At 49.7% G+C, this 25,423-nt stretch carries 27 protein-coding genes; all 27 read right to left on the reverse strand.

Features of this window, described 5'->3' with window-relative positions; all coding sequences use genetic code 11:
* Nucleotides 1-31: 31 nt before the first annotated feature.
* Entirely contained in the window at nt 32-733 is a 702-nt protein-coding gene (locus EL386_RS08830) for an FkbM family methyltransferase (protein WP_126455394.1), read from the reverse strand.
* Nucleotides 730-1,641: a glycosyltransferase family 2 protein gene (locus tag EL386_RS08835; RefSeq protein ID WP_126455396.1), complete on the reverse strand. Its 912-nt coding sequence runs from the start codon at nt 1,639-1,641 to the stop codon at nt 730-732. Before EL386_RS08835 ends, EL386_RS08830 begins: the two co-directional genes overlap by 4 nt.
* Nucleotides 1,634-3,148 (reverse strand): oligosaccharide flippase family protein, encoded by a 1,515-nt coding sequence (locus EL386_RS08840; protein WP_126455398.1) that lies wholly within the window; start codon nt 3,146-3,148, stop codon nt 1,634-1,636. Before EL386_RS08840 ends, EL386_RS08835 begins: the two co-directional genes overlap by 8 nt.
* 26 nt (nt 3,149-3,174) lie before the next feature.
* Complete coding sequence (locus EL386_RS08845) at nt 3,175-3,954, reverse strand: cephalosporin hydroxylase family protein (protein ID WP_126455400.1); 780 nt, start codon at nt 3,952-3,954, stop codon at nt 3,175-3,177.
* Nucleotides 3,955-3,983: 29 nt separating this feature from the next.
* Nucleotides 3,984-4,625, reverse strand: coding sequence for an acetyltransferase (locus EL386_RS08850; RefSeq protein WP_126455402.1), 642 nt, complete (start codon nt 4,623-4,625; stop codon nt 3,984-3,986).
* Entirely contained in the window at nt 4,618-5,727 is a 1,110-nt protein-coding gene (locus tag EL386_RS08855; RefSeq protein ID WP_126455404.1) for a DegT/DnrJ/EryC1/StrS family aminotransferase, read from the reverse strand. The genes EL386_RS08850 and EL386_RS08855 overlap by 8 nt, the downstream gene beginning before the upstream one ends.
* Entirely contained in the window at nt 5,724-6,950 is a 1,227-nt protein-coding gene (locus tag EL386_RS08860) for a class I SAM-dependent methyltransferase (protein WP_126455406.1), read from the reverse strand. Before EL386_RS08860 ends, EL386_RS08855 begins: the two co-directional genes overlap by 4 nt.
* Nucleotides 6,947-7,507, reverse strand: coding sequence for a dTDP-4-dehydrorhamnose 3,5-epimerase (gene rfbC / locus EL386_RS08865; RefSeq protein WP_126455408.1), 561 nt, complete (start codon nt 7,505-7,507; stop codon nt 6,947-6,949). Before rfbC ends, EL386_RS08860 begins: the two co-directional genes overlap by 4 nt.
* Nucleotides 7,508-7,509: 2 nt before the next feature.
* Complete coding sequence (gene rfbG / locus EL386_RS08870) at nt 7,510-8,589, reverse strand: CDP-glucose 4,6-dehydratase (RefSeq protein ID WP_232020182.1); 1,080 nt, start codon at nt 8,587-8,589, stop codon at nt 7,510-7,512.
* Complete coding sequence (gene rfbF, locus EL386_RS08875) at nt 8,571-9,344, reverse strand: glucose-1-phosphate cytidylyltransferase (protein WP_126455410.1); 774 nt, start codon at nt 9,342-9,344, stop codon at nt 8,571-8,573. The genes rfbG and rfbF overlap by 19 nt, the downstream gene beginning before the upstream one ends.
* 129 nt (nt 9,345-9,473) lie before the next feature.
* The gene (tviB, locus tag EL386_RS08880; protein WP_126455412.1) at nt 9,474-10,766 is read right to left on the reverse strand and encodes a Vi polysaccharide biosynthesis UDP-N-acetylglucosamine C-6 dehydrogenase TviB; all 1,293 of its coding nucleotides are present in this window, start codon (nt 10,764-10,766) and stop codon (nt 9,474-9,476) included.
* Between the two features lie 96 nt (nt 10,767-10,862).
* Nucleotides 10,863-11,489 carry a winged helix-turn-helix transcriptional regulator gene (locus EL386_RS08885; protein WP_126455414.1) on the reverse strand — a complete coding sequence of 209 codons (627 nt, stop codon included), beginning with the start codon at nt 11,487-11,489 and terminating at the stop codon, nt 10,863-10,865.
* 21 nt (nt 11,490-11,510) lie between these two features.
* The gene (gene rfaH, locus EL386_RS08890; protein ID WP_126455416.1) at nt 11,511-12,029 is read right to left on the reverse strand and encodes a transcription/translation regulatory transformer protein RfaH; all 519 of its coding nucleotides are present in this window, start codon (nt 12,027-12,029) and stop codon (nt 11,511-11,513) included.
* Between the two features lie 205 nt (nt 12,030-12,234).
* Entirely contained in the window at nt 12,235-12,834 is a 600-nt protein-coding gene (gene cysC, locus EL386_RS08895; protein WP_126457298.1) for an adenylyl-sulfate kinase, read from the reverse strand.
* 275 nt (nt 12,835-13,109) lie between these two features.
* Nucleotides 13,110-13,403, reverse strand: a complete 294-nt coding sequence (locus EL386_RS08900) for a ComEA family DNA-binding protein (RefSeq protein ID WP_126455418.1) — start codon at nt 13,401-13,403, stop codon at nt 13,110-13,112.
* A gap of 55 nt (nt 13,404-13,458) precedes the next feature.
* Nucleotides 13,459-14,193, reverse strand: coding sequence for an orotidine-5'-phosphate decarboxylase (gene pyrF / locus EL386_RS08905; RefSeq protein ID WP_126455420.1), 735 nt, complete (start codon nt 14,191-14,193; stop codon nt 13,459-13,461).
* 9 nt (nt 14,194-14,202) lie between these two features.
* Nucleotides 14,203-15,369, reverse strand: coding sequence for a lipopolysaccharide assembly protein LapB (lapB, locus tag EL386_RS08910; protein WP_126455422.1), 1,167 nt, complete (start codon nt 15,367-15,369; stop codon nt 14,203-14,205).
* Entirely contained in the window at nt 15,369-15,662 is a 294-nt protein-coding gene (locus EL386_RS08915; protein WP_126455424.1) for a LapA family protein, read from the reverse strand. The genes lapB and EL386_RS08915 overlap by 1 nt, the downstream gene beginning before the upstream one ends.
* Nucleotides 15,663-15,768: 106 nt before the next feature.
* Nucleotides 15,769-16,077, reverse strand: coding sequence for an integration host factor subunit beta (locus EL386_RS08920; protein WP_126455426.1), 309 nt, complete (start codon nt 16,075-16,077; stop codon nt 15,769-15,771).
* Between the two features lie 75 nt (nt 16,078-16,152).
* Nucleotides 16,153-17,829 (reverse strand): 30S ribosomal protein S1, encoded by a 1,677-nt coding sequence (rpsA, locus tag EL386_RS08925; RefSeq protein WP_126455428.1) that lies wholly within the window; start codon nt 17,827-17,829, stop codon nt 16,153-16,155.
* 64 nt (nt 17,830-17,893) lie between these two features.
* Complete coding sequence (cmk, locus tag EL386_RS08930) at nt 17,894-18,607, reverse strand: (d)CMP kinase (RefSeq protein WP_126455430.1); 714 nt, start codon at nt 18,605-18,607, stop codon at nt 17,894-17,896.
* 67 nt (nt 18,608-18,674) lie between these two features.
* Nucleotides 18,675-19,988 carry a 3-phosphoshikimate 1-carboxyvinyltransferase gene (gene aroA / locus EL386_RS08935; RefSeq protein ID WP_126455432.1) on the reverse strand — a complete coding sequence of 438 codons (1,314 nt, stop codon included), beginning with the start codon at nt 19,986-19,988 and terminating at the stop codon, nt 18,675-18,677.
* A 9-nt stretch (nt 19,989-19,997) separates the two neighbouring features.
* On the reverse strand, nt 19,998-20,852 hold the full coding sequence (locus EL386_RS08940) for a prephenate dehydrogenase (RefSeq protein WP_126455434.1): 855 nt from the start codon (nt 20,850-20,852) through the stop codon (nt 19,998-20,000).
* Nucleotides 20,849-21,970, reverse strand: coding sequence for a histidinol-phosphate transaminase (hisC, locus tag EL386_RS08945; RefSeq protein WP_126455436.1), 1,122 nt, complete (start codon nt 21,968-21,970; stop codon nt 20,849-20,851). The genes EL386_RS08940 and hisC overlap by 4 nt, the downstream gene beginning before the upstream one ends.
* A gap of 19 nt (nt 21,971-21,989) precedes the next feature.
* Nucleotides 21,990-23,075 (reverse strand): prephenate dehydratase, encoded by a 1,086-nt coding sequence (gene pheA, locus EL386_RS08950; RefSeq protein WP_126455438.1) that lies wholly within the window; start codon nt 23,073-23,075, stop codon nt 21,990-21,992.
* A 24-nt stretch (nt 23,076-23,099) separates the two neighbouring features.
* Nucleotides 23,100-24,263, reverse strand: coding sequence for a phosphoglycerate dehydrogenase (locus EL386_RS08955; RefSeq protein WP_126457299.1), 1,164 nt, complete (start codon nt 24,261-24,263; stop codon nt 23,100-23,102).
* 27 nt (nt 24,264-24,290) lie between these two features.
* Nucleotides 24,291-25,373 (reverse strand): 3-phosphoserine/phosphohydroxythreonine transaminase, encoded by a 1,083-nt coding sequence (gene serC, locus EL386_RS08960; RefSeq protein ID WP_126455440.1) that lies wholly within the window; start codon nt 25,371-25,373, stop codon nt 24,291-24,293.
* Nucleotides 25,374-25,423: the final 50 nt, after the last annotated feature.

Genomic DNA, 25,423 nt, shown 5'->3' on the forward strand with positions numbered 1-25,423 from the left:
AAAAAAGAATTTACTCATTTAAACAATCCGATTACCAAATTTCTCGATCTACAAACAATGTGTTTACATTAGTATCCGCATAAGAAAAATACCCTTTATCGTTCATGAAGTCAGTAATCTCAATAATTTTCTTTCCTTGGCGATTTTCAGAAAAAGTAATGGTCTCAACGCAAATTACCTTAGGACGATAGAGAGAAAAATTCAGGCTACGCAAAATTGATAAATCCAGCCCCTCTACATCCAACGATATAAAATCCGGAGCACCAAAGAAGTTATCCTTTATCACATCATTTATATTCAGAACAGGAACATTTACGACTTCCTTGATTTTTACTCTACCTCCTTGCTCGGCTAATTTTGCATCGTTTTCTGAAAAGGTATTCAATGTACGCGTGTTCATTATATAGAACGGGATCTCACCTGTATTTTCAGCAATACCGACATTAAGGTTGATATCTCTCGGGCGTTCTTTTTGAAAAGCTTTAATTAGCGAAGGATCAGGCTCGACATTCACACCATGTGAACCCATATCATAAAAGATCCTTGTATTACTAAGGAAACTTGGGTGATGGGCGCCAATATCAAGATATGTTGGCGATGGAATTCGCAGGGCATCAAATATATGACGAGTAATTAAATCTTCACCACACTGGGAGTAAGATTTTTTATAGTCAATACCAATATGGTTTTTGATTTTCCCCAAAACCCTATACAAAATCCAGTTAATTGTCATCTCACATTTTCCGAAAAAACATTATTAATCACATATCTAATATGATATGTATATGCAAACATGTATTTAAGTGGCGATGTAAGTATCAACAAAAACCTTTCAAAACTAACAGACCGGCTAAAATAGCCATTTTGAATTTGTGGCTCAACTGGGAAAACAAGCCTTCTTGCTAATTTTAATAAATACCCTCTACTTTCATTATTAACTTCAGCCTCCGACTCCGCATGTATTCGCTTATAAAGTTGAACACCTTTAACTGAGGTTATTTCTGTCTTGTTTAGTAAATCAAAAATAACATGGTAGTCATGCTCATAGTCCAGTAAATTACAATCTTTCACTACGCTTTTTCTAAACAAGGAATAAAACAAGTTGGCTTTTCCCGCACCTTCATATTCCAGAAAGTACCTAATCCTGCGCATCAATCGTGTTCCCTGAAATCTAAAGAGTCTTCCAGTTGCGACGTGCAAAATAGGCTGGGAATATTTATTCATAGGCTTTACTTGACCAAAAGCTGCTCCTGTTCCCGTGGCTTCTAACATATGTAGCAATTTCTCTATCCAACTACTGTCCCATTTATCGTCGCAGGCTGCCCACATAAAATATTCGCCCCTCGCTTCATTCAAAACAAACTGAAAATTGAATAATGCCCCCGCATTATGGGTCTGTCGAATGCACCGAATCCTCTCATCTTTTTTTACATATTCCTGGCAAATATCACTAGTACTATCAGTCGATGCATTATCCGATATGATCAATTCAAAATCAGAAAAGCTCTGTTCTAACAGAGAATCCAAAGCCTCTCTGATATAATCTTCACCATTGTATACTGGCATACCGATGCTGACAGTCGGGAAACGGTTAGTCACTGATGAATCTGTAAATTCACGTTCGGTTTTTAGTTCAGCCATTGAGTACGTGCCCTCTAAGCGTTTTGAATTGGCGACGCAAGAATTCCCGCGAGGCCGGCACGGTCCACAGCACCACACCCATTACCAAAATACCAATGCCAGTCATAGTTGCAACCATCGGTACACGGCCTGACGGTAGAACAATCCAGTAGCGCAAGGCCAATACGGTAATTGTTCCGATGCTGAGCGGTTTTATAACAGCACCCCAATACCACCGCCATTTCTCGTCGGGCAGAAGTCTACGGTGCATGAAATGCACACCAATGAACACATATCCCGCATTGAGTGCGAACCACGCCCAGGCAGCACCGATGGCACCGAAACGCGGCACGGCCCAGAGGATGGCTGGGACGATGAAACACACCGCCACAATGTTTACGCGTACGGCGAAGCCCGTCCAGCCATGAGCCAGTTGCATCATATAGGGCACATGCATGAAGCCGTTGCACAATGTGCCCAGGGCGAGCAAAATCAGTAACGGCCCAGCCTGTTGCGCCAGACTGACGTTACCCGTCCAGGCATAGAGTAGCGGTTCGGCAAACGCTGCTATCACCAGCGCCGCTGGAATCAGCACCGCGGCCAACCATTGAGTTGCACGATGGTAGGTATCTATGAGCACCTGCTGTTCGGACTTGGCGACCAGCTCGGTCAGTCGCGGCGAAACGGCGGTGGCAATCGGAGCTACCAGAAAAGCCAGCGCACCCGCTACAGATGCGGCGAGAATGTAATAACCAAATTCCTCGAGAGACACTAACTTGCTCAACAACAACTTATCCACCTGTGTCAGCAACAAAGCCAGCAACGTGGTCGCTGCCATTCCTCCGGCGAAGCGGCGAATGCGTACGATAGCAGCCAGTTCGAAGCGGGCGGGCCTCTCTCCGGGCGGCAACAAATGGTAGGTCTTGCGGGAAAGGATGATCACGGTAAGTAGGGAGACTAGGCCCTGCCACAAAAAAAATGCCTCGATGCTGGTGTCAACCCAAGCCAACACGCCGACCACACCGCCCCACCTCAAAGTGGCTAGCACGCCTTGTGCGCCATTTAGCCAAACTTGATGCTGCAAGCCTTGAATCGCGCCGCGATAAACCTGTTCTGCCATGCGCGCAGCCAGCACCAGACCTATCATCCCAATCGCCTGCGCCACGGTTGCGGCTGATAAATTCACGACATTGAGCCAATGCGTGGCCACCCACGGTGCAATGAACCACACGATGCCCACCACCGCCACAGCTACACAGCCATAAATCACTTCTAGCGAACGCAACAAATCGCGAATGGTCTGCGCACTGTGCGCCCCAGCCTGAAAACGCGCCATTTCGCGACTCAAGGTCGGGGTGAGACCCATGTCTAACAGGGTGAGCCACGCCTGTAACATGGTCATAAAACCCACCAGGCCCCACGCCTCCACACCCAGATAATCGATATATACAGGAACGAAGGCCAGCCCCATCAGTGCAGTCCAGCCTTGGCCGAGGTAGTTGGCGATGATATTTTTCTTAAGCGACATTATTATAGAGCGTTATTGACTGGGCCTTAGCTAACGCGTTTTAAATACCCATCCGGTGCCACGGTAATCTGCAGTTTATGCTGAATGCTCTTGTCGATCTCAAATTCAGAATGTGTCTTCAGATATTCCCACACTGCCGTCTTTGGGTTATCACCAGGCCCCCAAGGGCGGTCTGGGAACATTTCTTCCGGCATGTCTTCGATCACGGTATCAAACACCACGCAATAGCTGTCTTTGCTTGTCAGTGGCGCGTAGGCCTGCAGTTCAGCCAGTACATGGTCGTGAGTATGGTTACTATCGAGACAAACCAGCACTCGCGAATAATTCGCGGCGGCGTGGCGTACCTGCTCTATAATATCGGGCGCAATGCTGGAGCCCTGTATCATCTGAATACGCGATGCCATAGGATGCACCTCGATAGCCTCACGGTTGTGGGAACGGATATCGATATCGATGCCAAGCACCTTACGGTGCGAAATATTCGGATCAACCTTTTCACCAGCCTCAATGGCATCACACATATCTAGCAGCGCCAACATGGAGGCGTTAAAAATTAGCGAGCCACCGTGCGCAATGCCGGTTTCAATGATGAGATCTGGCTTAATTGACCATATCAGCTCTTGCATCGCCACCATGTCTTGAGGGTACTGAATAATGGGGCGACCTTGCCATTCGAAATGATAAGAGTACTTGCAAGCATTTACATGATTGACCCACTGAAGTGATAATTTATTTAATTCTTTATCTCGGCCCATCAAATCAATTTCTGTTCGACACTCTTGTTTGAATTGATCATATAAGTTCATTTTTGTCTCCAAATAATTCATACGTTTACTCAGAATATAGGTCTTCCAGGGTTGCCGACAATAATTAACCCATCAGGAACATCCTTTGTTACAACTGCACCTGCCCCTATTATCGAACCAGGACCGATTTTCAGTCTTGGCAATACAACCGACCCAGCTCCTATCATGACGTTGTCTCCAATTGTGACACAACCACAAACCGTGGCTCCGGGAGCAAGATGGACACCATCACCTAAAACACATTCATGATCTACTGATGCTTTATGATTGATAATGCATGCATCTCCCAACCTGCTATCAGCGGCCACCACAGCCTGGGCCAGCACTTGGCTTCCTTCACCAATCGTGGTCGTATTGCACACAAAAGCGTTAGGATGAATTAAAGGTTCTAATTTTAAGCCTGCTGAGCGAAACATATGTTGAATTTCAATTCTATCACTCCCCCTATGTCCACCAATCGCCACAAGTCCCGTTACATTTAATAACCCTTGTGATTTGGAAAGCCATGTATTAAATCCAGCTTCTCCAAAATAAATGGGAACATCTGGTAATATTGAAGAAACCTCATTGTTATCAAAGAATGCAACAACCTGCCCGCCCTGAGATTTAATCAGGCTTACCAAAACCTTTGCGTGACCTGCACACCCCCATATAACAAACAATTTAGTCATTCAAAATGCTCTCAATCACATTGACTACACGATCCTGTTCGGTTTTTGAAATATCATGAAAGCTGGGTAAATTAATTGCCCTTGCAGGAATATCTGAAGATACCGGTGTATATATTTTCCCTTCAAACATTGGCAAACTTGATAGTGGATGAAAAAAGACTCTTGCATCAATGTTCTCTTCGGCAAATGTATTCTGAAGTTCTTCACGTGTAACACCTGTTTGTTGATCAAATACTATCGTTGGCATCCAGGCACCATTGACCGTATCTACTGGCTCTGGATTCATGGATAAACCCGAAAAAATTTCCAAACGACTACGATAATACGAAAGAATCTCACGCTTACGGCGAGTCAATTCGTCGGCACGTTCAATCTGAGCACAGCCGATCGCTGCCTGGATGTTCGACATCTTATATTTAAAACCAACCATATCCGGCCAAAACTGCTTAGTCTGTCCTCGCGCACGCCCATGATTACTCAACGTAAGTACATGTTCATATAAAACTGCGTCGTTAGTGACGAAGATCCCCCCTTCACCTGTTGTGAGCGTTTTGGTGCCATGAAATGAGAATGCGCCGAATTTCCCCATCGATCCCGCACGCTTACCATGGTAGATGGATCCGATCGCTTCGGCGGCATCCTCTATAACTGGGATGCTATGTTTTTCGCCAATAGCGAGCAACTTATCCATCTCACAAAGATTACCGTACAAATGGACAGCAACTATTGCCTTTGTGTTGGGCGTAATCGCTTCCTCGACCAGCTTCGGATCAAGGCACCAGGAATCAGGAAGAATATCGACAAAAACTGGTTTTGCACCCAAATGGACTATCGGTGAAGCCGTAGCAATCCAATTAATGTCGGCCATGATAACTTCATCACCAGGGCCAATTCCTAATGCTGCCATACCCATGTGGAGTGCCCCAGTGCAACTTGATGTCGCGATCGCGTACTTAACATCAAGATGATCTTTGAACGCCTCCTCAAAGCGATTGATGTACTCGTAACATTTCTCGCCCCAACCATTGGCGGCCGCATCAGTAGCGTAACGGACCTCTAGTTCGGTTATGGAAGGCTTAGTATAGTGAATACGGGACTTCATGCGATCTCCAGATGCGGCACCGCAGTAACGAACTGGCCGCCCCACTCGCGAATATAGGCCAATTGCTCGATCACCTCTGTACGCAAGTTCCAGGGCAGGATCAGCACGTAATCTGGTCGGCTTTGCTCTAGATGTAACTCCGCAACAATAGGAATACGACAACCGGGCAGGAATTTATCTTGCTTGGCGGGATTTCGATCTGCCACGTAAGGAATTAGATCAGGCCTCACACCAGCATAATTCAGAAGGGTATTTCCCTTGGCAGCAGCACCGTAGCCGGCAACCATTTTGCCTGCCTGCTGGGCATCAATCAGAAAAACCAGTATATCGTTTTTGACTTTATTCGCCTTGGCCTGAAAACCAGCATAGAACGCTGTACTGCTCATGCCTGCTTCTGTTTCACGTTCCAATAGTTTCATGACATTCTGGCTTGTCTCGTGTGCACCAGAATCCTTGCGTTGTGCATAGACACGTAAACTTCCGCCATGTGTAGGTAATTCTTCCACATCGAATACACTCAGGCCATTATGCTCAAAGATTCTCTTCACTGCAGTCAGCGAGAGATAGGAATAGTGCTCATGGTAAATGGTGTCAAACTGGTTCTCGGATACCAGCCGCAGCAGGTGCGGGAACTCAAAAGTCGCCACGCCGTTCGGTTTTAACAACACCGCAAAACCTTCAACAAAGTCATTAATATCTGGCACATGCGCCAGTACATTGTTCGCCGCGGTCAAATCGGCTTGCTTGCCTTGTGCGGCAAGACGCTGGGCCAGTTTCACACCAAAGAACTCTTCAACGATTTCAATCCCCCTGCTGCGTGCCGCCTCCGCCGTGCTGGTCGTGGGCTCAATACCCAGGCAGGGAATTCCTCGTGCTTTTGCGTATTGCAGCAGGTAGCCATCATTCGCAGCCACCTCGACGATATGGGAGTTTCCGTCTAGCGCAAAGCGTTGTGCCATATTCGCAACATATTGTTCGGCATGTTTTAACCAGGTTGTTGAAAACGAACTGAAGTATGCGTAATCAGCCGAGAACAACTCATCTGCCCCAGCATAGTCTTCTGTTTGTACCAGCCAGCATTCTGTACACACCAGTACCCGCAAAGGGAAATATTTTTCTGGTGCATGCAAGGTTTTCTGGGTGAGATAAGCATTGGACGGAGGTGCCGTACCCAGATCGATCAATGGCAGCGTTAATTCGGTCTGGCAATGGCGGCACTTCATAAAACAAGTCCTTGGTAATCCTGGTCTAATAATGAGTGGTTTCGATCACGCTCTGAAAGGTCATCAATAGGCAAAGGCCAGACAATACCCAACCTTGGGTCTGCTACATTAAGCGCGCCTTCTGCCTCGGGATGATAGGCCGCGGTGTGCAGGTAAATCAGCTCGCAGTCTTCAGTCAGCGCCTGAAAACCGTGCGCATAACCTTCAGGAATGAGCAAACCCCTACGGTTAGTGGCGGAAAGAATTTCGCTATGCCACTGCAGGAAGGTAGGCGATCCGCTCCGGATATCTACGGCCACATCCAGTACCTCACCCTTCAAACAACTCACAAATTTTGTCTCGGCATATGGAGGGTGCTGAAAATGTAGGCCGCGAACCGCACCTTTTTTTCGTGTGAGAGTCTGGTTAATTTGAGCTATTGGTTTGTTAAATCCTGCCTCCGAAAATTCCTCAGCACTGTAAAGGCGTGACAAGTATCCCCGATGGTCTTCTGTCGCTTTGCGCTGCACTACCATCAGGCCAGACAATGGCGTCTGAATAAAATCAAAACGTGACATGATTAATCATCTTGTCTTGCAGACTGGTAATCATTTATTTGTCCTAATGTGACCAATCTCATGTCCTTGGCTTGCCGCCATGCCTCATGCCATTCCAATGTTTTTTGTAATGCCGTTTGCAGTCGCCAGCGTGGCTGCCAGCTCAGCTGACTGCGTGCCTTGCTACTATCTAATTTAAGATAATTTGCCTCATGAAGTTGCGGCGACTCATCGCGCTGCCAATTTACGGCTTTACACATTTCGGCCATGCGCTCAATTATCCACTTTACCGGCCGCGCATCGTCATCTGCTGGCCCAAAATTCCAGGCTTCAGAAAATCCAGTGCCCTTAGTACAAAGCTGTTCTGCCAGCATCAAATATCCAGACAATGGTTCCAGCACATGCTGCCAGGGTCGCGTAGAGTTTGGAGAACGTATCGTGAGTGTTTCACCGGCATCCGAGGCCCGCAGGAAATCAGGAACCAAACGATCTTCTGCCCAGTCGCCCCCGCCAATCACGTTCCCCGCTCTGGCACTTGCCAGGGCGATGCCCGCCGGCTCTAAAAATGATTGCCGATAAGCCGATGTCACCAACTCTGCACAACCCTTGCTGCTTGAATAAGGGTCGAAGCCGCCCATCGCCTCATCTTCGCGATAACCCCATACCCATTCCCGGTTTTCATAGCATTTATCAGTTGTAACATTCACTACTGCTTTTACACCGGGCGTGGCACGCACTGCCTCGAGCATATGCACGGTTCCCATCACGTTCACCTCATAGGTTTCTACAGGTTGCGTGTAGGAGTAACGCACCAGGGGTTGAGCAGCGAGATGAAAAACAACCTCTGGTCTCGCCTGCTGCATTGCCTGGCTGAGCTTGTCCGGTTCACGTAGGTCTGCAATGACGCTGCTCGCCATGCCCTCGCTCACCTTCGCCACAGAAAATATATTGATATCCGTAGGCGGATTGAGCGCGTAGCCATGCACTTCTGCGCCCATGGATTGAAGCCACAGGGAAAGCCAGCCGCCTTTAAAGCCGGTATGTCCCGTCAGAAAAACGCGCTTACCACGCCAGAATTCCGGATTCATTTCCATACCTTCCATGGTGCCTTACCGCTTTGCCAAAGTTCTTCCAGGTGATTCATGTCGCGAAGTGTATCCATCGGCTGCCAGAAGCCGCTATGCTCATAAGCCATCAGCTCACCCTGAGCAGCAAGTTGACTCAGTGGTTCGCCTTCCCATGATGACTTATCATTTTCGATCAGGTCTATGCAGCCTGGTGACAAGACAAAAAAACCACCGTTAATCCAGCCGCCATCACCTTGCGGCTTTTCAATAAAGCCGCGCACTGACTTGCCATCCATATCAAGCGCGCCATAACGACCGGGAGGCTGAACCGCGGTGACTGTTGCGCGCTTGCCATGCTGCTTGTGAAAGGTCAGCTGCGCGGATATATCGATATCAGAGACACCATCGCCATAGGTAAAACAGAATGCCTCTTCGTCTTTCACATAATCCGCCACTCGCTTCAAACGACCTCCGGTCATACTGTTATCACCCGTATCAACCAGTGTTACGCGCCATGGCTCTGCATTCTGCTGATGGACTTCCATCTTGTTGTTCTGCATATCGAAGGTTACATCTGACATGTGCAAGAAGTAGTTGGCAAAATATTCTTTGATTACGTAGCCCTTATAACCGCAACAAATAATATAATCATGAATACCATGGGCTGAATAGGATTTCATGATATGCCACAGAATAGGTTTGCCGCCAATTTCTACCATAGGCTTTGGACGAGTCGATGTTTCCTCGCTTATACGCGTCCCTAAACCACCCGCTAATATGACTGCTTTCATATTGTCCAACCTGTAAAATCTAGTCTGATTTAAATTTGATGCGTCGTGCTGCATACACTCTATACCTATAACAAAAACAGGCATATTGGTTAGATTTAAGATGCGCCTCAAGTTTCCAGGATTTCCTCATCATAATCTTCCATCCACTTCATCTGCATTCAGGATGTATTTTATATCGTACAAAACATGGTTTTCCCTCCCCAGTCTCCTTAGCTGTTGTGCGCCCATTTCCCTAAACTCGTCATGGGCAACGGCAAGGACGATGGCATCGTATTTTCCTTCTATCGGCTTATCAACAGGCATAATGTCATACTCATGTTTAGCTTCAGCCTTGTCTATCCATGGATCAAAGACATCAACGTTACAGTTAAAATTTTTAAACTCTTCGACAAGGTCAACAACACGCGTGTTGCGAAGATCTGGGCAGTTCTCTTTAAAGGTGAGCCCCATAATAAGAATGTTTGCATCAACCACATGTATACGTTTTTTGGTCATCAATTTTGAGACCTGTTCCGCCACATAATTACCCATGCTGTCATTCAGCCGCCGGCCGGCCAGGATCATCTCGGGACGGTAGCCGACTTCAATCGCCTTATGCGTTAGATAATATGGGTCGACGCCGATACAGTGCCCACCAACGAGGCCAGGGCGAAACGGAAGGAAATTCCATTTTGACCCAGCCGCTTTCAGGACTTCTTCCGTATCAATATTTAGTCTATTGAATATCAATGCGAGCTCATTGATTAAGGCGATATTGACATCCCGCTGAGTATTTTCAATAACCTTAGCGGCTTCCGCTACCTTGATACTGCTTGCCTTATGGGTGCCTGCAGTGATGATGGTTTGATACAGAGTATCTATCCTGTCTGCTATTTCCGGTGTAGAGCCAGATGTCACCTTCTTTATGCTAGTGACGCGATGTTCCTTATCGCCAGGATTGATCCTCTCCGGGCTGTAACCACAATAAAACCCTTTCGTTATCTGTTTGCAGTTATCGGCATGAATATAAGTGAGACCGGATAACTGTTCCAGTATCGGAACACATACCTCTTCGGTTGCACCGGGATAGACGGTGGATTCATAGATGACAATATCACCGACGCTGAGTAGCTTGCCCACCGTCTCACTTGCTTTGATAAGTGGGGTTAAGTCAGGGCATTTGTCTTTATCAATAGGTGTTGGGACGGTGACAATATAAATGTTACAGTCACGGATATCATCTGAATTTGTTGTGTAGCAGAGCTTCGATGCTTGTTTAAGCTCTTCTGGCTCTACTTCAAGAGTACGATCTTCGCCATCACGCAGTTCTTGAATACGACCAGGGTTGATATCGAAACCTATCGTATCCAGCCGTTTACCAAATTCAACAGCAAGAGGCAGGCCTACATAGCCAAGGCCGATTATAGCAAGCTTATTTTGCATAATTGTTATCTATCATATAATTCATCATCAGGCACGCTACCGCCCTACAGTGCATCATTAATGCCCCGCATAGTCGGTCCATCACGGAAATCTCTTTTAGAGACTTTGTGAACTATTTTGTTTATCCAGACGCAACACGTCCGGAACGATGACCTTTGCAGGGTCTACCTTTGATATTAGGTGTTCATAACTAATTTTTGTCGCATTCAAATCAGTTATCAGGTATCCATCATGTTCTGGCAACATAGCAAGGTCGTGATAAACATCGTTGTTAATAAATCGAACATGCTCAGTATGTGGGTCATACAAAGCCACAATATCAATCCCACTATCATAGGAGCGAAGAATGGCTATTTCAGCCAAATCCGAAAGGCCACACAAAACTATCCTGTTCCAACCGTTCTCCTTACATTGAACGTATGCATTGCGGCATGACTCACCCGCTTCTCGATAAAAAGAAAATGAGTTTTTCAAATACCAGGCCGTTAAACGTCCCTTTTCGGAGAGACCCTTTGGTGTCAGGTAATACAAGTATCGATTCGCTGGTGCATCACTGATCTTTATAAGCCCCTTGCGTACACAGCGTTTTAAATAAGAATTGGCAAGACCCAGTGCAACACCGAGTTCCCGTGCCAGATGACGCTGACTGATATCACTCTTGCGGCCTATCGCATCAAGCACACTTAGTGTAATTTCTTCTTCTTTAAATTCTTTATTATTCATAGGAGATTATTGAGATAATAGTTAACTAACTACCTCAATTGCCTCCATATCTATTTGTACACGTGTCGTCTTACCCATTAACTCAAGCAGTAACATCACACGTTGCTCACCTGTCCTGGCAACAAATACGCCCTCAAGACCCGCCATTGGCCCATCCAGTACCCGTACGTTGACACCCTTGCTGATTTCATCTTTAACATGCTGCAAACCATCCGGGTTTTCACGACTACGGATCGCCTCGATGATTTCTTCGCTGATTGGCGTCGGCATTTGGCCGAAACGTACCAATGTTGAGACGCCTAGGGTTGAGCGAATGGGCGCCCAGTTGTCATGGCTCTGATCAAGGTGAATAAACAGGTAGCGGGGAAAAAATGGCTCATTGACATGGCGACGACGGCCATTTCGACGTTTTACATTCATTATCATGGGGAGATAGGTGACATAGCCCTGCTGCTCAAGCTGCTGTTGAGCCACAGTCTCCTGTTTAGGCTTGGTATAGACAAGATACCATGACCTACTATTTGCTTTTATTTCAGTCATTTATAATATTTACGGTCAAATAGCCGATTATCTCTGATCATGGCGTTCATTCTATGAACATAGTCGAGATTTAAACAAAATTTAACTGAAAAAACAAGGGAATAGATTGAGAAACAAATACTTATACTATCCAATAATCACTGCGAATATTATGGTTTATTCGTCGCCGTGATAAACGGAACGAAGTCCGGAAGAAAAACTCTATTTATAACCAAACGCCGCGTGCTTTAAGACATGCAATAATCGTCTCTGCACAGTCATCAAGCGAAAGACTGCCGCTCGTATCCACAACAATTTCTGCCGACCTGGGGACATCATAAGGAGCGGAAATGCCAGTAAACTCCTTGATTTCACCGGCCCTCGCCCTTTTATACAGGCCCTTCACATCACGTTCTTCACAAACCTCTATGGGGCAATCACAATAGATCTCGATAAAATCATCACCGACCAGGTCCCTGACCTTCTGCCGGTCTTCGTGCGAGGGGGAAATGAAGGCGGTCAGGGCAATCACGCCGGCATTAATAAACAGTTTCGACATCTCGCCTATGCGACGAATATTCTCACTGCGCGCCTCCTCCGAGAAACTCAGATCACCACACAGACCATGGCGGACATTGTCGCCATCGAAGACGAAGGTCCTGCAGCCCATTCCATGGAGTTTTTCCTCAACATAATGCGCAAGGGTGGATTTTCCGGAGCCGGAAAGCCCGGTAAACCAGAGGACCGCACTGCGATGGCCATTTTGTGCCTCACGACGCTCACGGGTGACAGTGGCGCAGTGCCATACGGTATTGCTAGATTTTATAGGCGCTTGCTTGTTTTCTGATTTAGGCACTTTGGGTTACTACTCTTCTACAACTGACTGATTATATTGTGCATTATAGCGGATATAGTCCGATTAGGATATTGCCTGATTACACTGTGCTAATCTGACCTTCATCTCTGCGATATAGATAACCGTAAAAAAACGGGCCCAATTGGGCCCGTCGATTATACTAGCAATGGCAGCTTTGGCATCCATGCCCTTGCCTTGCCGTCATCCCCTACTCGGCGGCATCCTTATCGCCTTATAGTGTCAGACTACTTTTTATCGCTCACGGCGGCCGTTTTTGCCCCCGTTGTCAGACGATCACGGTTTTTCGCTACCGTCTGCAGGCCTATCCCCTTCACCTTGGCCAGGTCGTCAACCGAGGCGAAACGGCCATTTTTCGTGCGGTAGGCAACAATGGCCTCAGCCTTGGCCTGGCCGACGCCCTGAATGGCTTGCGCCAGAGACAGGGCATCAGCGCTATTAATATCAACAGGCTCAATGGCAAAAACAGCAGTGGATAACAGTAGTGCGAACGCACCAATAAGACGGCGTAAATGATTCATCGTAACTCTCCTTTTATGAATAATCCCCGAAACTCCATGTCGGGGTAAGACAACGTTACGGATTCAGCGATGCAGGGTCAATACCCGGCAAGGAAGCAATTTCTGATTCTATTGTAAGCAAAACGCCCATTGGCTTGTCAGCCTGGGTAATCGGTCTGCCAATCACCAGGTAACTGGAACCCGCAGCCATAGCCTCGGCAGGCGTCAGGGTACGGCGCTGATCATCGGTGGCCGAACCGGCAGGTCGAATGCCCGGGGTGACCAGGGCAAAGTCTTTACCGAGGCTTTCACGCAGGGCTGTTACCTCTTTGGGTGAGCAAACCACGCCATCCATTCCCGAGTGACTCGCCAGTCTGGCAAGGCGCATCACATTCTCTTCTGCGGTGCCCATATAGCCCACTTCCTTAATATCTTCATCACTCAGACTGGTGAGGATCGTGACCGCGATCAACAACGGCGACTGGCTGGATTTCTCGATCGCCTCACGGGCGGCCTCCATCATGCGCCGACCACCACTGGCATGTACATTCATCATCCACACACCGAGATCACAGGCCGCCGAGCAGGCCGCCGCCACAGTATTCGGGATATCGTGGAATTTCAGATCCAGGAACACGTCAAAACCCTTACCCGCCAGTGTCTCGACAAAATCAGGTCCCAGACGGGTAAACATTTCTTTACCAACCTTCAATCGGCAACGCGAGGGATCGAGTTGTTCAACCAGGCCTAGGGCCGCGGCCTTTTCCGGAAAATCCAGGGCGACAATAATGGGCGAATTAGAATTAGACATAATCAATACTCAGCTTTCTACAATATCCTGCAACGGCTTGACACTGTTCCAGCGTTTGCAACTGGGACAATGCCAGTGCATGGCCTTGGCCTCAAATCCACAGGCCTGACATTTATATGATGACTTCAGGGTGGAGAGTTTGTTTATCAGGTCACTGAGAATATGCATATTCTCGCGCGCAGGCCCTTCAGTATTTTGCATATTATATTCGACGAGTCGTTCCAGACCACGCACCGAGGGACGCTTACGCAACTCTTCAATAATAAATTGCATGGCCGCACGCTCACCCTGTTCCTTCTTCATTAACTCGGCCAGGGCCAACATAGCGGTCACTCCACCATACTGGTTCAGAATGCCTTCAAGATAGTGGCGATACTCGGTAAGTTTTCCAATAGAACGATAGCATTTCTCCATTGGAATAATGGCTTCGGAAATATAACCCGCATCCTGCCCTTCAATAGCACGATAGGCGCGAATAGCCGCCTTACAATCACCTGACGAAGATTCAAGATCACCTTGCAACAGGCTGGCGCGCACACAAGACTTGTCGACGGCCAATGCCTTCTTGACGGCCTGTTGCGCCGTACGTATATCATGGTGGCTAATAGCCGCCTCAGCCTGTTCACAATAATAATGTGCAATCACGACATGAGTACGTTTACCGGTCACAAACTCATAACTACGGGCCGTTTCAACAGCCTTTGACCAGTCTTTTTCCTGTTCATAGATCTCGAGCAACTGTTTCAGTGCCTCGGCTTTATATTCACCCAGCTCAATCAGTTCCTGAAACAGGTTCTCGGCACGGTCCAGCAGGCCTGCACGCATATAGTCCTGTCCCAGTTCATAGAGCGCCAGGGAACGCTGACCACGACTCAGGGTTGGACGGGCAATAATATTCTGGTGAATACGAATAGCCCGATCGACCTCGCCACGACGTCGAAACAGGTTACCCAGGGCCAGGTGGGTTTCAACCGTTTCACTATCTACCTCAAGCATCTGGATAAAGACCTCAATGGCCTTGTCCGGCTGTTCATTAAGCAGGAAGTTCAGACCCTTGAAGTAGTCCGATGACAGATCGGGACGACCCCGCTGTTGCTGCCTGCGCATATCGCGGCGTGCAATATACCATCCGGAGGCAGCAGCGATCGGCAATAATAATGCGACCAACTCAAGCATTAATGCTTGTCCTTGATCGGCATGGTACGCAGATTCGTGAGTTCCTGCTCGGTGTGCTTGATCTGGCGACGCAATTTAGACACTTCATGACGTGTTGACATGATAATAACTACGCTGGAAATCAAACCCAGAATGGCACCGCCGACAAGCGCGAGAATAATTGTCAGGGCGAGAGGTGCCCGCACTTCACCAAAGTAGTAGTTTACCGTTACCGGTTCACCATTAAGAATAGTAAAAAAAAGTACCAGCAGAAGTACCAGGAGGATAATAAAAGCACTGACTAGCCGCGCCATGGCAAGCTCTCCCGTGATAAACGATTAGCAACAGGTATCCTGATTGTATTACAGCGCATTGTCAGCATAGGCAATGCTACGTGAATTGTTCAGGTCGCTGTATTAATCAAGCTTCTACAATAGCGTTATTCGCCGCAGCGGCATTAACGCGCTCGCGCAGTTCCTTACCCGGCTTGAAGTGTGGGACATACTTGCCTGACAAGGAAACAGACTCGCCTGTTTTAGGATTACGACCAACACGGGGTGGCCGAAAATGAAGAGAGAAACTGCCAAAGCCACGAATCTCGATGCGACTACCCGTCGCAAGAGACTGACTCATCTGTTCAATCAGGGTCTTCACTGCAAGTTCAACGTCTTTATATGGAAGCTGATTCTGTTTGCGAGCTAGAACTTCAATCAATTCAGACTTTGTCATTATTCTGATTCCCGTCTTGTTGTAATTATAGTGCTGCATCCGGTGCAGTCCCGATGGACTGCACCGGCAACAGTTTTAGTCTTTACCTTCCATCTGCTGCTTGAAGATATCACCAAGAGTGGCCTTCATGCCGCTGTCTTCACCGTTGGAATAATCCTGCAGAACAGCTGACTCGTCATCACTATCCTTCGCCTTGATGGACAAAGTAATCGTGTGGTTCTTACGATCAACACCAACAAACTTGGCCTCAATCTCATCACCTTCGTTGAGAACGGTACGAGCATCTTCAACACGGTCGCGAGCGATATCTGAAGCACGCAGGTAACCTTCTACGCCATCATCCAGTTCAATACGTGCGCCCTTGGCATCGACTTCAATGATCTTACCCTTAACGATGCTGCCCTTGGCATGCTCAGCAACATAGTTAGAGAACGGGTTTTTCTCCATCTGCTTGATACCCAGCGAGATACGCTCACGCTCAGGGTCAACAGACAGAACAACCGTTTCGAGTTCATCACCCTTCTTGTAGTTGCGGATAACTTCTTCGCCAGGGACACTCCAGGAGATATCAGACATGTGCACAAGACCGTCTATGCCACCCTCAAGACCGAGGAAGATACCGAAGTCAGTAATAGACTTGATGGTACCTACAACCTTGTCGTTCTTGTTGTGAGATTCAGCAAAGTCTTCCCATGGATTGGCCTGACACTGCTTCATGCCCATGGAGATACGACGACGTTCTTCATCAATGTCGAGCACGACGACTTCAACTTCATCACCTAACTGAACAACCTTGGATGGATGAATATTCTTGTTGGTCCAGTCCATTTCTGAAACGTGAACCAGGCCTTCAACGCCAGACTCGATTTCAACAAAGCAACCGTAGTCAGCAATATTGGTGATCTTGCCGAACAGGCGTGTACCTTCAGGGTAACGACGTGCAATATCAACCCATGGGTCATCGCCGAGTTGCTTCAGACCCAGCGATACACGGCTGCGGTCCTTATCAAACTTCAGCACCTTAACGTCGATTTCATCACCAACGTTTACAATTTCACTTGGGTGCTTGATGCGCTTCCAGGACATATCAGTGATATGCAACAGACCATCAACACCACCCAGGTCAACGAATGCACCATAGTCAGTCAGGTTCTTGACGATACCCTTGACACTCTGACCTTCCTGCAGGTTGGCCAGTAATTCTTCACGCTCGGCAGTCGATTCGGTTTCAACCACGGCACGACGCGAGACGACAACGTTGTTACGCGCACGATCCAGCTTGATAACCTTGAACTCAAGTGGCTTACCTTCGAGGTAAGTGGTGTCACGAACCGGACGCACATCAACCAGGGAACCCGGCAGGAAGGCACGAATGTCCATGACTTCAACGGTAAAGCCACCCTTGACCTTGCCGGTAATAATACCGGTGACGGTTTCATTGCCTTCCTGGGCAGCTTCAAGCTTGATCCAGGCTACGTTACGTTTCGCTTTTTCACGTGACAGCTTGGTTTCGCCATAACCGTCTTCAACGGCATCAAGCGCTACATCAACCTCATCACCAATAGAAACTTCAATATCACCATTCAGATCAAGGAACTGCTCTAATGGGATAACACCTTCTGACTTCAGGCCAGCGTGGACGATGACAAAGTCATCATTAATGTCCATAACGAGACCACTAATAATGGCGCCGGGACGCATCTTGTCATTGGATAAACTCTGTTCAAAGAGTTCGGCAAAAGATTCACTCATGAATAAAAACCTGATTTCTACTACATTAACCGTGCCGAAAAAAGAGGTCGGGCTTCAGCCGGATCTATAGATCCTGACTTAACGGTGTTTCCTCATAATCGAAGCGCTGCTGACAGAGCTCCAGTATCTTTGCCACCACGGCCTCAATATCAAGCTCAGTGGTATCAAGAAGAATCGCATCCTCGGCCGCTATCATCGGCGAGGCACCACGCTGACTATCACGCAAATCGCGGCGTTCAATATCCTCTAAAAGAGGCGCGAGATTAACACTCATTCCTTTCTCTTTCAACTGTTTATAGCGTCTTTCGGCCCTCGCCTCGGCACTCGCGGTGAGGAAAATCTTCAATGGTGCATCGGGGAAAACCGTGCTGCCCATATCCCGCCCATCTGCCACCAAACCGGGCATTTCCCGAAAGGCACGCTGACGTGCCAGCAAGGCCGCCCGCACCCCCGGCAGGGCCGCGACGATCGAGGCGGCATTTCCGACTATTTCACTGCGGATTTGCTCGGTGACCGGCTCACCCTCGAGCAGAATGACGGTCTGGCCATCCTTGCCCAGGGCGAATTCCACATCGAGGTGCTCAGCCAGGGTTTCCAGTGATTCGGCATCATCCAGCGCCAGGGTATGGTTCTCGGCCGCCAGGGCCAGTACACGGTAAAGCGCCCCGCTATCGAGGTAATGCCAGCCCAGGCGTCGGGCGATGATCTGGCTCACCGTGCCCTTACCAGAGCCACTGGGGCCATCAATGGCCAGTAATGGTACATGTTCAGTATTCACATTAACTTCCTTTACTTTTAAATCTCCATTCCCTTTTTTTTCAGATAGTTATATTATTTTTTTAATGTTAGTTCTGGGTGATATTCAGGCCACAGCGTGCGGCCAAATCAACGAAACCGGGGAACGAGGTGTTCACATTGGCACAGTCTTCGATCGTGATCGGCCCACTGGTGCGCAGGGCGGCCATGGCAAAGGACATGGAGATACGGTGGTCACCGTGGCTTTGCACCGTGCCGGAACCCAGTTGCCCACCCTCAATACGGATACCGTCCGCGGTCGGCTCGGCACGGATCCCCAGCACCTGCAGGCCATCGGCCATGACCTGGATGCGGTCACTCTCCTTCACACGTAGCTCCTCGGCCCCGGTCAGCACCGTCGTGCCTTCGGCACAGGCCGCGGCGACAAAGATCGCCGGAAACTCATCAATCGCCAGCGGTACCTGCACCTCCGGGATGTGAATGCCCTTCAGCCGGGCAGAACGCACGCGGATATCGGCCACCGGCTCGCCGCAGACCTCACGGCGATTCAGGACCTCGATATCCGCCCCCATCTCGCGCAGGATGGTGATCACCCCGTCACGGGTCGGATTAATACCGACATTTTCCAGGGTAATATCCGAATTCGGTGCAATCGAGGCGCCGACCATAAAAAAGGCCGCCGAGGAGATATCCGCCGGCACATCAATCTGCGTCCCGCTTAATGTTCCCCCACCCTGCAGGCAGGTCCTGGCACCACTGCGCTGTACGGCATAACCAAGGCCATTCAGCATGCGCTCGGTATGATCGCGGGTCGGTGCCGGTTCGGTGGTACAGGTCTCGCCTTCGGCATACATACCCGCGAGGAGCACACAGGATTTTACCTGGGCGCTGGCCATCGGTAGCACATAATCCATGCCCTTGAGAGAATGGCCACCGAAAATTCGCAATGGCGGTGTCCCCCCCTCACTGGTCTCGATCCTTGCCCCCATCGCCATAAGAGGATCTGTCACGCGGCGCATCGGTCGTTTGCTTAACGAGGCATCACCGATAAGTGTGACGTCAAAGTCTTGCCCTGCGCAGATGCCGCTCATCAAGCGCATCGAGGTCCCGGAGTTACCGAGGTCCAGCGCCGCCGCCGGTTTTTTCAGACCCTTCAGGCCAACACCTTCAATACGTACCTGGCCTTCACCAAGGTGGTCAATCTTCACACCCATGGCCCGGAAGGCATTCATGGTCGCCAGGCAGTCTTCGCCTTCAAGAAAACCGTTCACCTCGGTCACGCCCTCAGCCAGTGAGCCGAGCATAATACTGCGATGGGAGATCGACTTGTCACCGGCAACGCGAACAGTACCCGCCAGGGCACCACCGGCTGCAACATAAAAAACTGTATTAGAACCACTCATGGATAAAACTCAACAATATTGATCGCGTGCCTGCTTGGCACGGTTAAAGGTCGCTTTAATCGTTGCGCTATCTTCATCCTCGATAGCCTTGGCCAGGTCGGCCAGGTCCATACTGAAGCGCCGAATCATGTCCAGTAAGGCATCTTTATTGGCCAGACAGATGTCATGCCACATCTGCGGGTCACTCGAGGCGATGCGTGTAAAGTCACGAAAGCCGCCTGCCGCAAACTGGAACATCTCGCGGCGTTCGTGCATACGCGCCAGGGTATCGACCAGGGCGTAGGCAATCACGTGCGGCAAATGGCTGGTAGCCGCCAATACCTCATCATGGTGCTCAACCGACAGCGAGATGACTTCGGCACCTGCCGCCTGCCACATCTTATGTATGACCTGTGTCGCGGCCGGGTCCGTAACCTCAAGCGGTGTGAGGATGACACGTTGTTCATTAAACAATTCGGCAAACGAGGCCTCCACACCATTTTTTTCCGTACCCGCAATCGGGTGGCCTGGGACAAAATAACTCTCGTCGCCACCAAAGACTTCGCGGGCGGCCAGCACCACACTGCCCTTGGCACTACCCACATCGGTGAGTACTGCGCCGGGCTTTAGATGGCCCTTAATCGCCGCGAAGACCGCAGGCATTGCCCCCACCGGCACGGCGACGACGATCACATCGGCATCGCTCACTGCCTTGGCAATATCGGTTTCAAAGCTATCGATCACACCCAACTCAACAGCCCGCTCAAGCTGCATTGGGTCGCGACCGCAGCCGACAATGCTGCCCACTGCCCCGGCCGCCTTCAATGCACGACACAGGGAACCACCGATCAAGCCCACACCGATCATGCAAAGACGACTAATCATCTGTTCGATTCCTTGGCTAATATCTTCTTCAGTGCTTCAATACAGCGCGTATTCTCGTCACCTGTACTAATCGTGATGCGCAGAAAACTGGGCAACCCGTAGTTATCCACCGGGCGGGCAATCACACCTTCATGGAGAAGTTGGTTAAAGACCTCACGGCCATCACGTTTAAGGTCGACACTGATAAAATTCCCTGCCGTTTGGATCCAGTTAAGACCCATCGCCCTGAAGGCCGTCTGGTATTGGGCAAGGCCTCGACGATTCATATGTAAACTGGTATCCAGGTGCTCTTTGTCTTCCAGTGCCGCCAGTGCCCCGGCCATTGCAAAACTATTGACATTAAACGGCTGACGTACACGGTTGAGAAAATCCGATATCTTCGCCGAGCTGACACCATAGCCCATGCGCAAACCGGCCAGGCCGTAGGCCTTGGAGAAGGTTCGCGTGACGATCAGGTTCGGGAAATCCTGCAACCAGCCGCTGGCCGATTGGTAACCCTCAAACAGGTCTTGTGCGTATTCGAAATAGGCCTCATCGATCACAACCAGCACATTCGTCGGCACTGACTGGATAAACGACCTGAGTTCATCAGCACCTATACAGCTGCCCGTTGGATTATTCGGATTGGCAACAAAGATCACCTTGGTTCGTTCGGTGACCGCCCCGGCCATGGCCTTAAGGTCATGGCCCCAGTCTTTTGCCGGTACGACAACCGCCGTTGCACCCACGGCCTGCGTAACGATCGGATAAACGGCAAAAGCATGTTCAGAGAACAGCACTTCGTTATCGGTGCTGACAAAGGCACGGGCGATCAATTCGAGGATATCGTTGGAACCATTGCCAAGGGTGACCTGACTGGCATCAATCTGGTGTATTGCCGCCAGGGCCTGTTTGAGCTGAAAACCATTACCATCCGGGTAACGGGCCAGATCGGCCATTTGTGCCCGCAGTGACTCGACAACGCGCGCACTGGGGCCCAGCGGATTTTCATTCGAGGCCAGCTTGATAATACCGGTAATACCCAACTCGCGCTCAAGCTCATCCACTGGCTTACCGGATTCGTAAGGGCGCAGTTTCTGCACGCCGGGCAAGGCGAGGTCGTTAATCGATACAGACATATTAATACTGTCCTTAAGCCTAAAGTACGGCCTTGGGATAAGAACCCAGCACTTTGAGCATGGCAGCCTTTTCACCCAGTTCCTTCAGGGCATTGGCAACCGGGGCGTCCTCACTGTGGCCATCGACATCGATGAAAAACACATAGTCCCACATGCCACGACGTGAAGGGCGTGACTCAATACGCGTCAGGCTCACATTATGCCGCGAGAATGGCGCCAGTAATTCATGCAAGGCACCGAGTTTATTCTTGATAGAAACCAATAAGGTTGTTTTATCCATACCACTGGGGGCGACCGGTTTAGGTCCGATGATCAGGAATCGTGTGGTGTTATCCGGTTCATCTTCAATATTCGGGGCAATAATATCGAGACCATAAATCCCTGCCGCGGTATCACTGGCAATCGCCGCGGTACCGTCTTCATTGCTGGCACGACGGGCGGCCTCGGCATTACTGCTCACTGCAACACGCTCGGCCTCGGACAGGTTCGCATCCAGCCACTCTCGGCACTGTGCCAATGACTGCTGGTGCGAATAAATGCGTTTGACTCCGGCGAGATTCGACATCTTGCCCATCAGGTTATGATGGATTCGCAATTCCACCTCACCACATATCTGCAGTGACGATTGCATGAACATATCCAGGGTATGGCTGATCACCCCTTCCGTCGAGTTCTCAACCGGCACCACACCATAGTGTGAGTTGCCCGCCTCCACATCACGGAAGACCTCGTCAATCGCCGCGAGAGGTTGAGAAACAATGCCTTGCCCGAAGTGCTTCAGTGCAGCGGCTTGCGTGAAGGTCCCTTCCGGGCCGAGGAAGGCGATCTTCATTGGCAACTGCAACGCCAGGCAGGCAGACATGAGTTCACGGAACAGGTGTGCAATGGTCTCATCATCAAGTGGGCCGTTGTTGCGTGCCTGCACCATGCGCAGCACCTCGGCCTCGCGCTCGGGACGATAGAAGTCGGCGCTCTCACCACTGGCACGCTTGGAGTGAGCCACCTCAAGTGCACATTCGGCACGCTGACGAATCAATTCCTGGATCTGCTCATCCAGGTCATCAATGCGCCCTCGGATACCCTCTAATGTCAGTTCTTTACTCATATCTTCTTCAGTCAATCTATATCATCACATTGCCCGGACAGCCAGCACACCTTCAATAGCGGATATCACAGCAATTGTCGTCTCCGGAATTTCCGACTCGACATCAACCAGTGTATAGGCAAGATCGCCCCGTGACTTATTCAACATGTCGATAATATTCAAGCCGGCATCAGCCAGTGCTGTCGATATCTGTCCAAGCATATTGGGCACGTTTGAATTCACCACTGCAAGACGGTAACCAGCATCACGTGGCATCAGCACTTCGGGGAAATTCACCGAGTTGTGGATATTGCCGTTTTCCAGATAATCTTTAACCTGTTCAGCGACCATAATCGCGCAGTTATCTTCCGCTTCTTTGGTAGACGCCCCCAGGTGTGGCAGGGTGATCACGCGCTCGTGCTGCTTCAACAGATTACTCGGAAAATCGCAGATATAGGCATTTACCTTACCGGCCTTGATCGCAGCAGAGACGGCTTCATCATCGACAATACCGTTGCGGGCGAAGTTAAGGATAGTCACATTGTCCTTCATGATCTTCAGACGTTCGGCATTGATCATATTACGGGTGGCATCAACCAGCGGCACATGGAAGGTTACAAAATCAACACGTGATAACAGGTCATCAACGCTGCTGGCCTTCTGTACTTCTGCAGACAGCTTCCAGGCGCTCTGTACGGTGATATCCGGATCATAACCAACCACCTTCATACCGAGTTTCAGGGCCACATTGGCGACCAGAATACCGATAGCCCCAAGACCAATTACACCCAGGGTACGACCCGGCAATTCAAAACCGCCGAAATTCTTCTTGCCGGCCTCGACCTGCTTGTGGATTTCTTCATCGCTGCCTTCGAGCGTACGGGAAAAGTCCCAGCTCTGGCAGATGTTACGTGCAGCCAGCAACATGCCGGCAACCACCAGTTCCTTTACCGCGTTGGCATTGGCACCCGGCGCATTAAAAACCGGAATACCCAGCGCGCTCATCTTGTCGACCGGGATATTGTTGACACCGGCGCCGGCGCGGCCAATGGCCCTGACGGTTTCCGGCAGTTCCATATTATGCATGTTATATGAACGCAGCAGGATTGCATCCGGCTGCTTTATTTCAGCGGCAACTTCGTAAGAATCTTGCGGCAGGCGTTCAAGGCCCGCGGCAGAAATATTATTGAGTGTTTGAACCTTATACATCATTATCCCCAGATTTCTTGTTATTCTCTAAGCGTGGCGCTTTTCGAAGTCGACCATGAAATCCACCAGTGCCCGCACGCCCTCTTCCGGCATTGCATTATAGATACTGGCACGCATCCCCCCCACCGAGCGGTGGCCTTTGAGTGTGACCATGCCATTAGCTTTCGCCTCGGTCAGGAACAGGCTATCGAGTTCGGCATCAGCGAGGGTGAAGGGCACGTTCATCCAAGAACGTGACGGCACTTCGACCGGGTTGGCATAAAACCCAGAGCCATCGATGGCGGCATACAGCATATCGGCCTTACGCTTGTTGATCTCGGCCATGGCCGTGAGACCACCTTTTTTCTTCAGCCAGTCAAACACCAGCCCTGCCAGGTACCAGCCATAGGTCGCCGGGGTGTTATACATCGAGTCATTATCAGCGTGATTTTTGTAATCAAACATCGCTGGCGTGCCCTTGATGGTTTCACCAATGAGGTCTTCACGGACGATCACCACCGTCAGGCCGGCCGGACCGATATTTTTTTGCGCCCCGGCGTAGATCACGCCGTAGTCACTCACATTGATCGGCCGCGACAGAATTGTCGACGACATATCCGCGACTAGCGGCACATCACCGGTGGCTGGCACATAGGGGAACTCGACACCACCAATGGTCTCATTCGGTGTGTAATGCACGTAGGCCGCATCGGCACTCAGCTGCAAATCCGCTTGTGCCGGCGTAGTCATGAAATTAGTCTCTTCGCTGGAGGCGGCAATGTTCACATCGCAGTAGTTTTTCGCCTCGGCAATGGCCTTCTTCGACCAGGCACCGGTATTGATGTAGTCGACCTTGCTTTTGCCGCGCAACAGGTTCATCGGCACCATCGCGAATTGGCTGCTGGCACCGCCCTGCAGGAACAGGACCTTGTAATTGTCCGGCACGCCCAGCACTTCGCGCAGATCGGCCTCGGCCTTTTCCGCGATCGACATATACTCTTTGCCGCGATGGCTCATTTCCATCACCGACATGCCACTACCCTGCCAGTCCAGCATTTCCTCACGGGCATGCTCAATGACTTCCTGCGGCATCATGGCCGGTCCTGCACTGAAATTGTAAACGCGTGTCACTCCATCACCCTCAATATAAATGTAAATTCTTATTCACTTTCTCATTTTCA

Source organism: Sulfuriflexus mobilis (assembly GCF_003967195.1).
In the GTDB taxonomy this organism is placed as follows: domain Bacteria; phylum Pseudomonadota; class Gammaproteobacteria; order AKS1; family AKS1; genus Sulfuriflexus; species Sulfuriflexus mobilis.

Excerpts from the sequence above, each read along its gene's own strand:
- EL386_RS08830 (WP_126455394.1), bottom strand. The coding sequence starts at position 733 with ATGACAATTAACTGGATTTTGTATAGGGTTTTGGGGAAAATCAAAAAC.
- EL386_RS08835 (WP_126455396.1), bottom strand. The coding sequence starts at position 1,641 with ATGGCTGAACTAAAAACCGAACGTGAATTTACAGATTCATCAGTGACT.
- EL386_RS08840 (WP_126455398.1), bottom strand. The coding sequence starts at position 3,148 with ATGTCGCTTAAGAAAAATATCATCGCCAACTACCTCGGCCAAGGCTGG.
- EL386_RS08845 (WP_126455400.1), bottom strand. The coding sequence starts at position 3,954 with ATGAACTTATATGATCAATTCAAACAAGAGTGTCGAACAGAAATTGAT.
- EL386_RS08850 (WP_126455402.1), bottom strand. The coding sequence starts at position 4,625 with ATGACTAAATTGTTTGTTATATGGGGGTGTGCAGGTCACGCAAAGGTT.
- EL386_RS08855 (WP_126455404.1), bottom strand. The coding sequence starts at position 5,727 with ATGAAGTCCCGTATTCACTATACTAAGCCTTCCATAACCGAACTAGAG.
- EL386_RS08860 (WP_126455406.1), bottom strand. The coding sequence starts at position 6,950 with ATGAAGTGCCGCCATTGCCAGACCGAATTAACGCTGCCATTGATCGAT.
- rfbC (WP_126455408.1), bottom strand. The coding sequence starts at position 7,507 with ATGTCACGTTTTGATTTTATTCAGACGCCATTGTCTGGCCTGATGGTA.
- rfbG (WP_232020182.1), bottom strand. The coding sequence starts at position 8,589 with ATGGAAGGTATGGAAATGAATCCGGAATTCTGGCGTGGTAAGCGCGTT.
- rfbF (WP_126455410.1), bottom strand. The coding sequence starts at position 9,344 with ATGAAAGCAGTCATATTAGCGGGTGGTTTAGGGACGCGTATAAGCGAG.
- tviB (WP_126455412.1), bottom strand. The coding sequence starts at position 10,766 with ATGCAAAATAAGCTTGCTATAATCGGCCTTGGCTATGTAGGCCTGCCT.
- EL386_RS08885 (WP_126455414.1), bottom strand. The coding sequence starts at position 11,489 with ATGAATAATAAAGAATTTAAAGAAGAAGAAATTACACTAAGTGTGCTT.
- rfaH (WP_126455416.1), bottom strand. The coding sequence starts at position 12,029 with ATGACTGAAATAAAAGCAAATAGTAGGTCATGGTATCTTGTCTATACC.
- EL386_RS08900 (WP_126455418.1), bottom strand. The coding sequence starts at position 13,403 with ATGAATCATTTACGCCGTCTTATTGGTGCGTTCGCACTACTGTTATCC.
- pyrF (WP_126455420.1), bottom strand. The coding sequence starts at position 14,193 with ATGTCTAATTCTAATTCGCCCATTATTGTCGCCCTGGATTTTCCGGAA.
- lapB (WP_126455422.1), bottom strand. The coding sequence starts at position 15,369 with ATGCTTGAGTTGGTCGCATTATTATTGCCGATCGCTGCTGCCTCCGGA.
- EL386_RS08915 (WP_126455424.1), bottom strand. The coding sequence starts at position 15,662 with ATGGCGCGGCTAGTCAGTGCTTTTATTATCCTCCTGGTACTTCTGCTG.
- EL386_RS08920 (WP_126455426.1), bottom strand. The coding sequence starts at position 16,077 with ATGACAAAGTCTGAATTGATTGAAGTTCTAGCTCGCAAACAGAATCAG.
- rpsA (WP_126455428.1), bottom strand. The coding sequence starts at position 17,829 with ATGAGTGAATCTTTTGCCGAACTCTTTGAACAGAGTTTATCCAATGAC.
- aroA (WP_126455432.1), bottom strand. The coding sequence starts at position 19,988 with ATGAGTGGTTCTAATACAGTTTTTTATGTTGCAGCCGGTGGTGCCCTG.
- EL386_RS08940 (WP_126455434.1), bottom strand. The coding sequence starts at position 20,852 with ATGATTAGTCGTCTTTGCATGATCGGTGTGGGCTTGATCGGTGGTTCC.
- hisC (WP_126455436.1), bottom strand. The coding sequence starts at position 21,970 with ATGTCTGTATCGATTAACGACCTCGCCTTGCCCGGCGTGCAGAAACTG.
- pheA (WP_126455438.1), bottom strand. The coding sequence starts at position 23,075 with ATGAGTAAAGAACTGACATTAGAGGGTATCCGAGGGCGCATTGATGAC.
- EL386_RS08955 (WP_126457299.1), bottom strand. The coding sequence starts at position 24,263 with ATGTATAAGGTTCAAACACTCAATAATATTTCTGCCGCGGGCCTTGAA.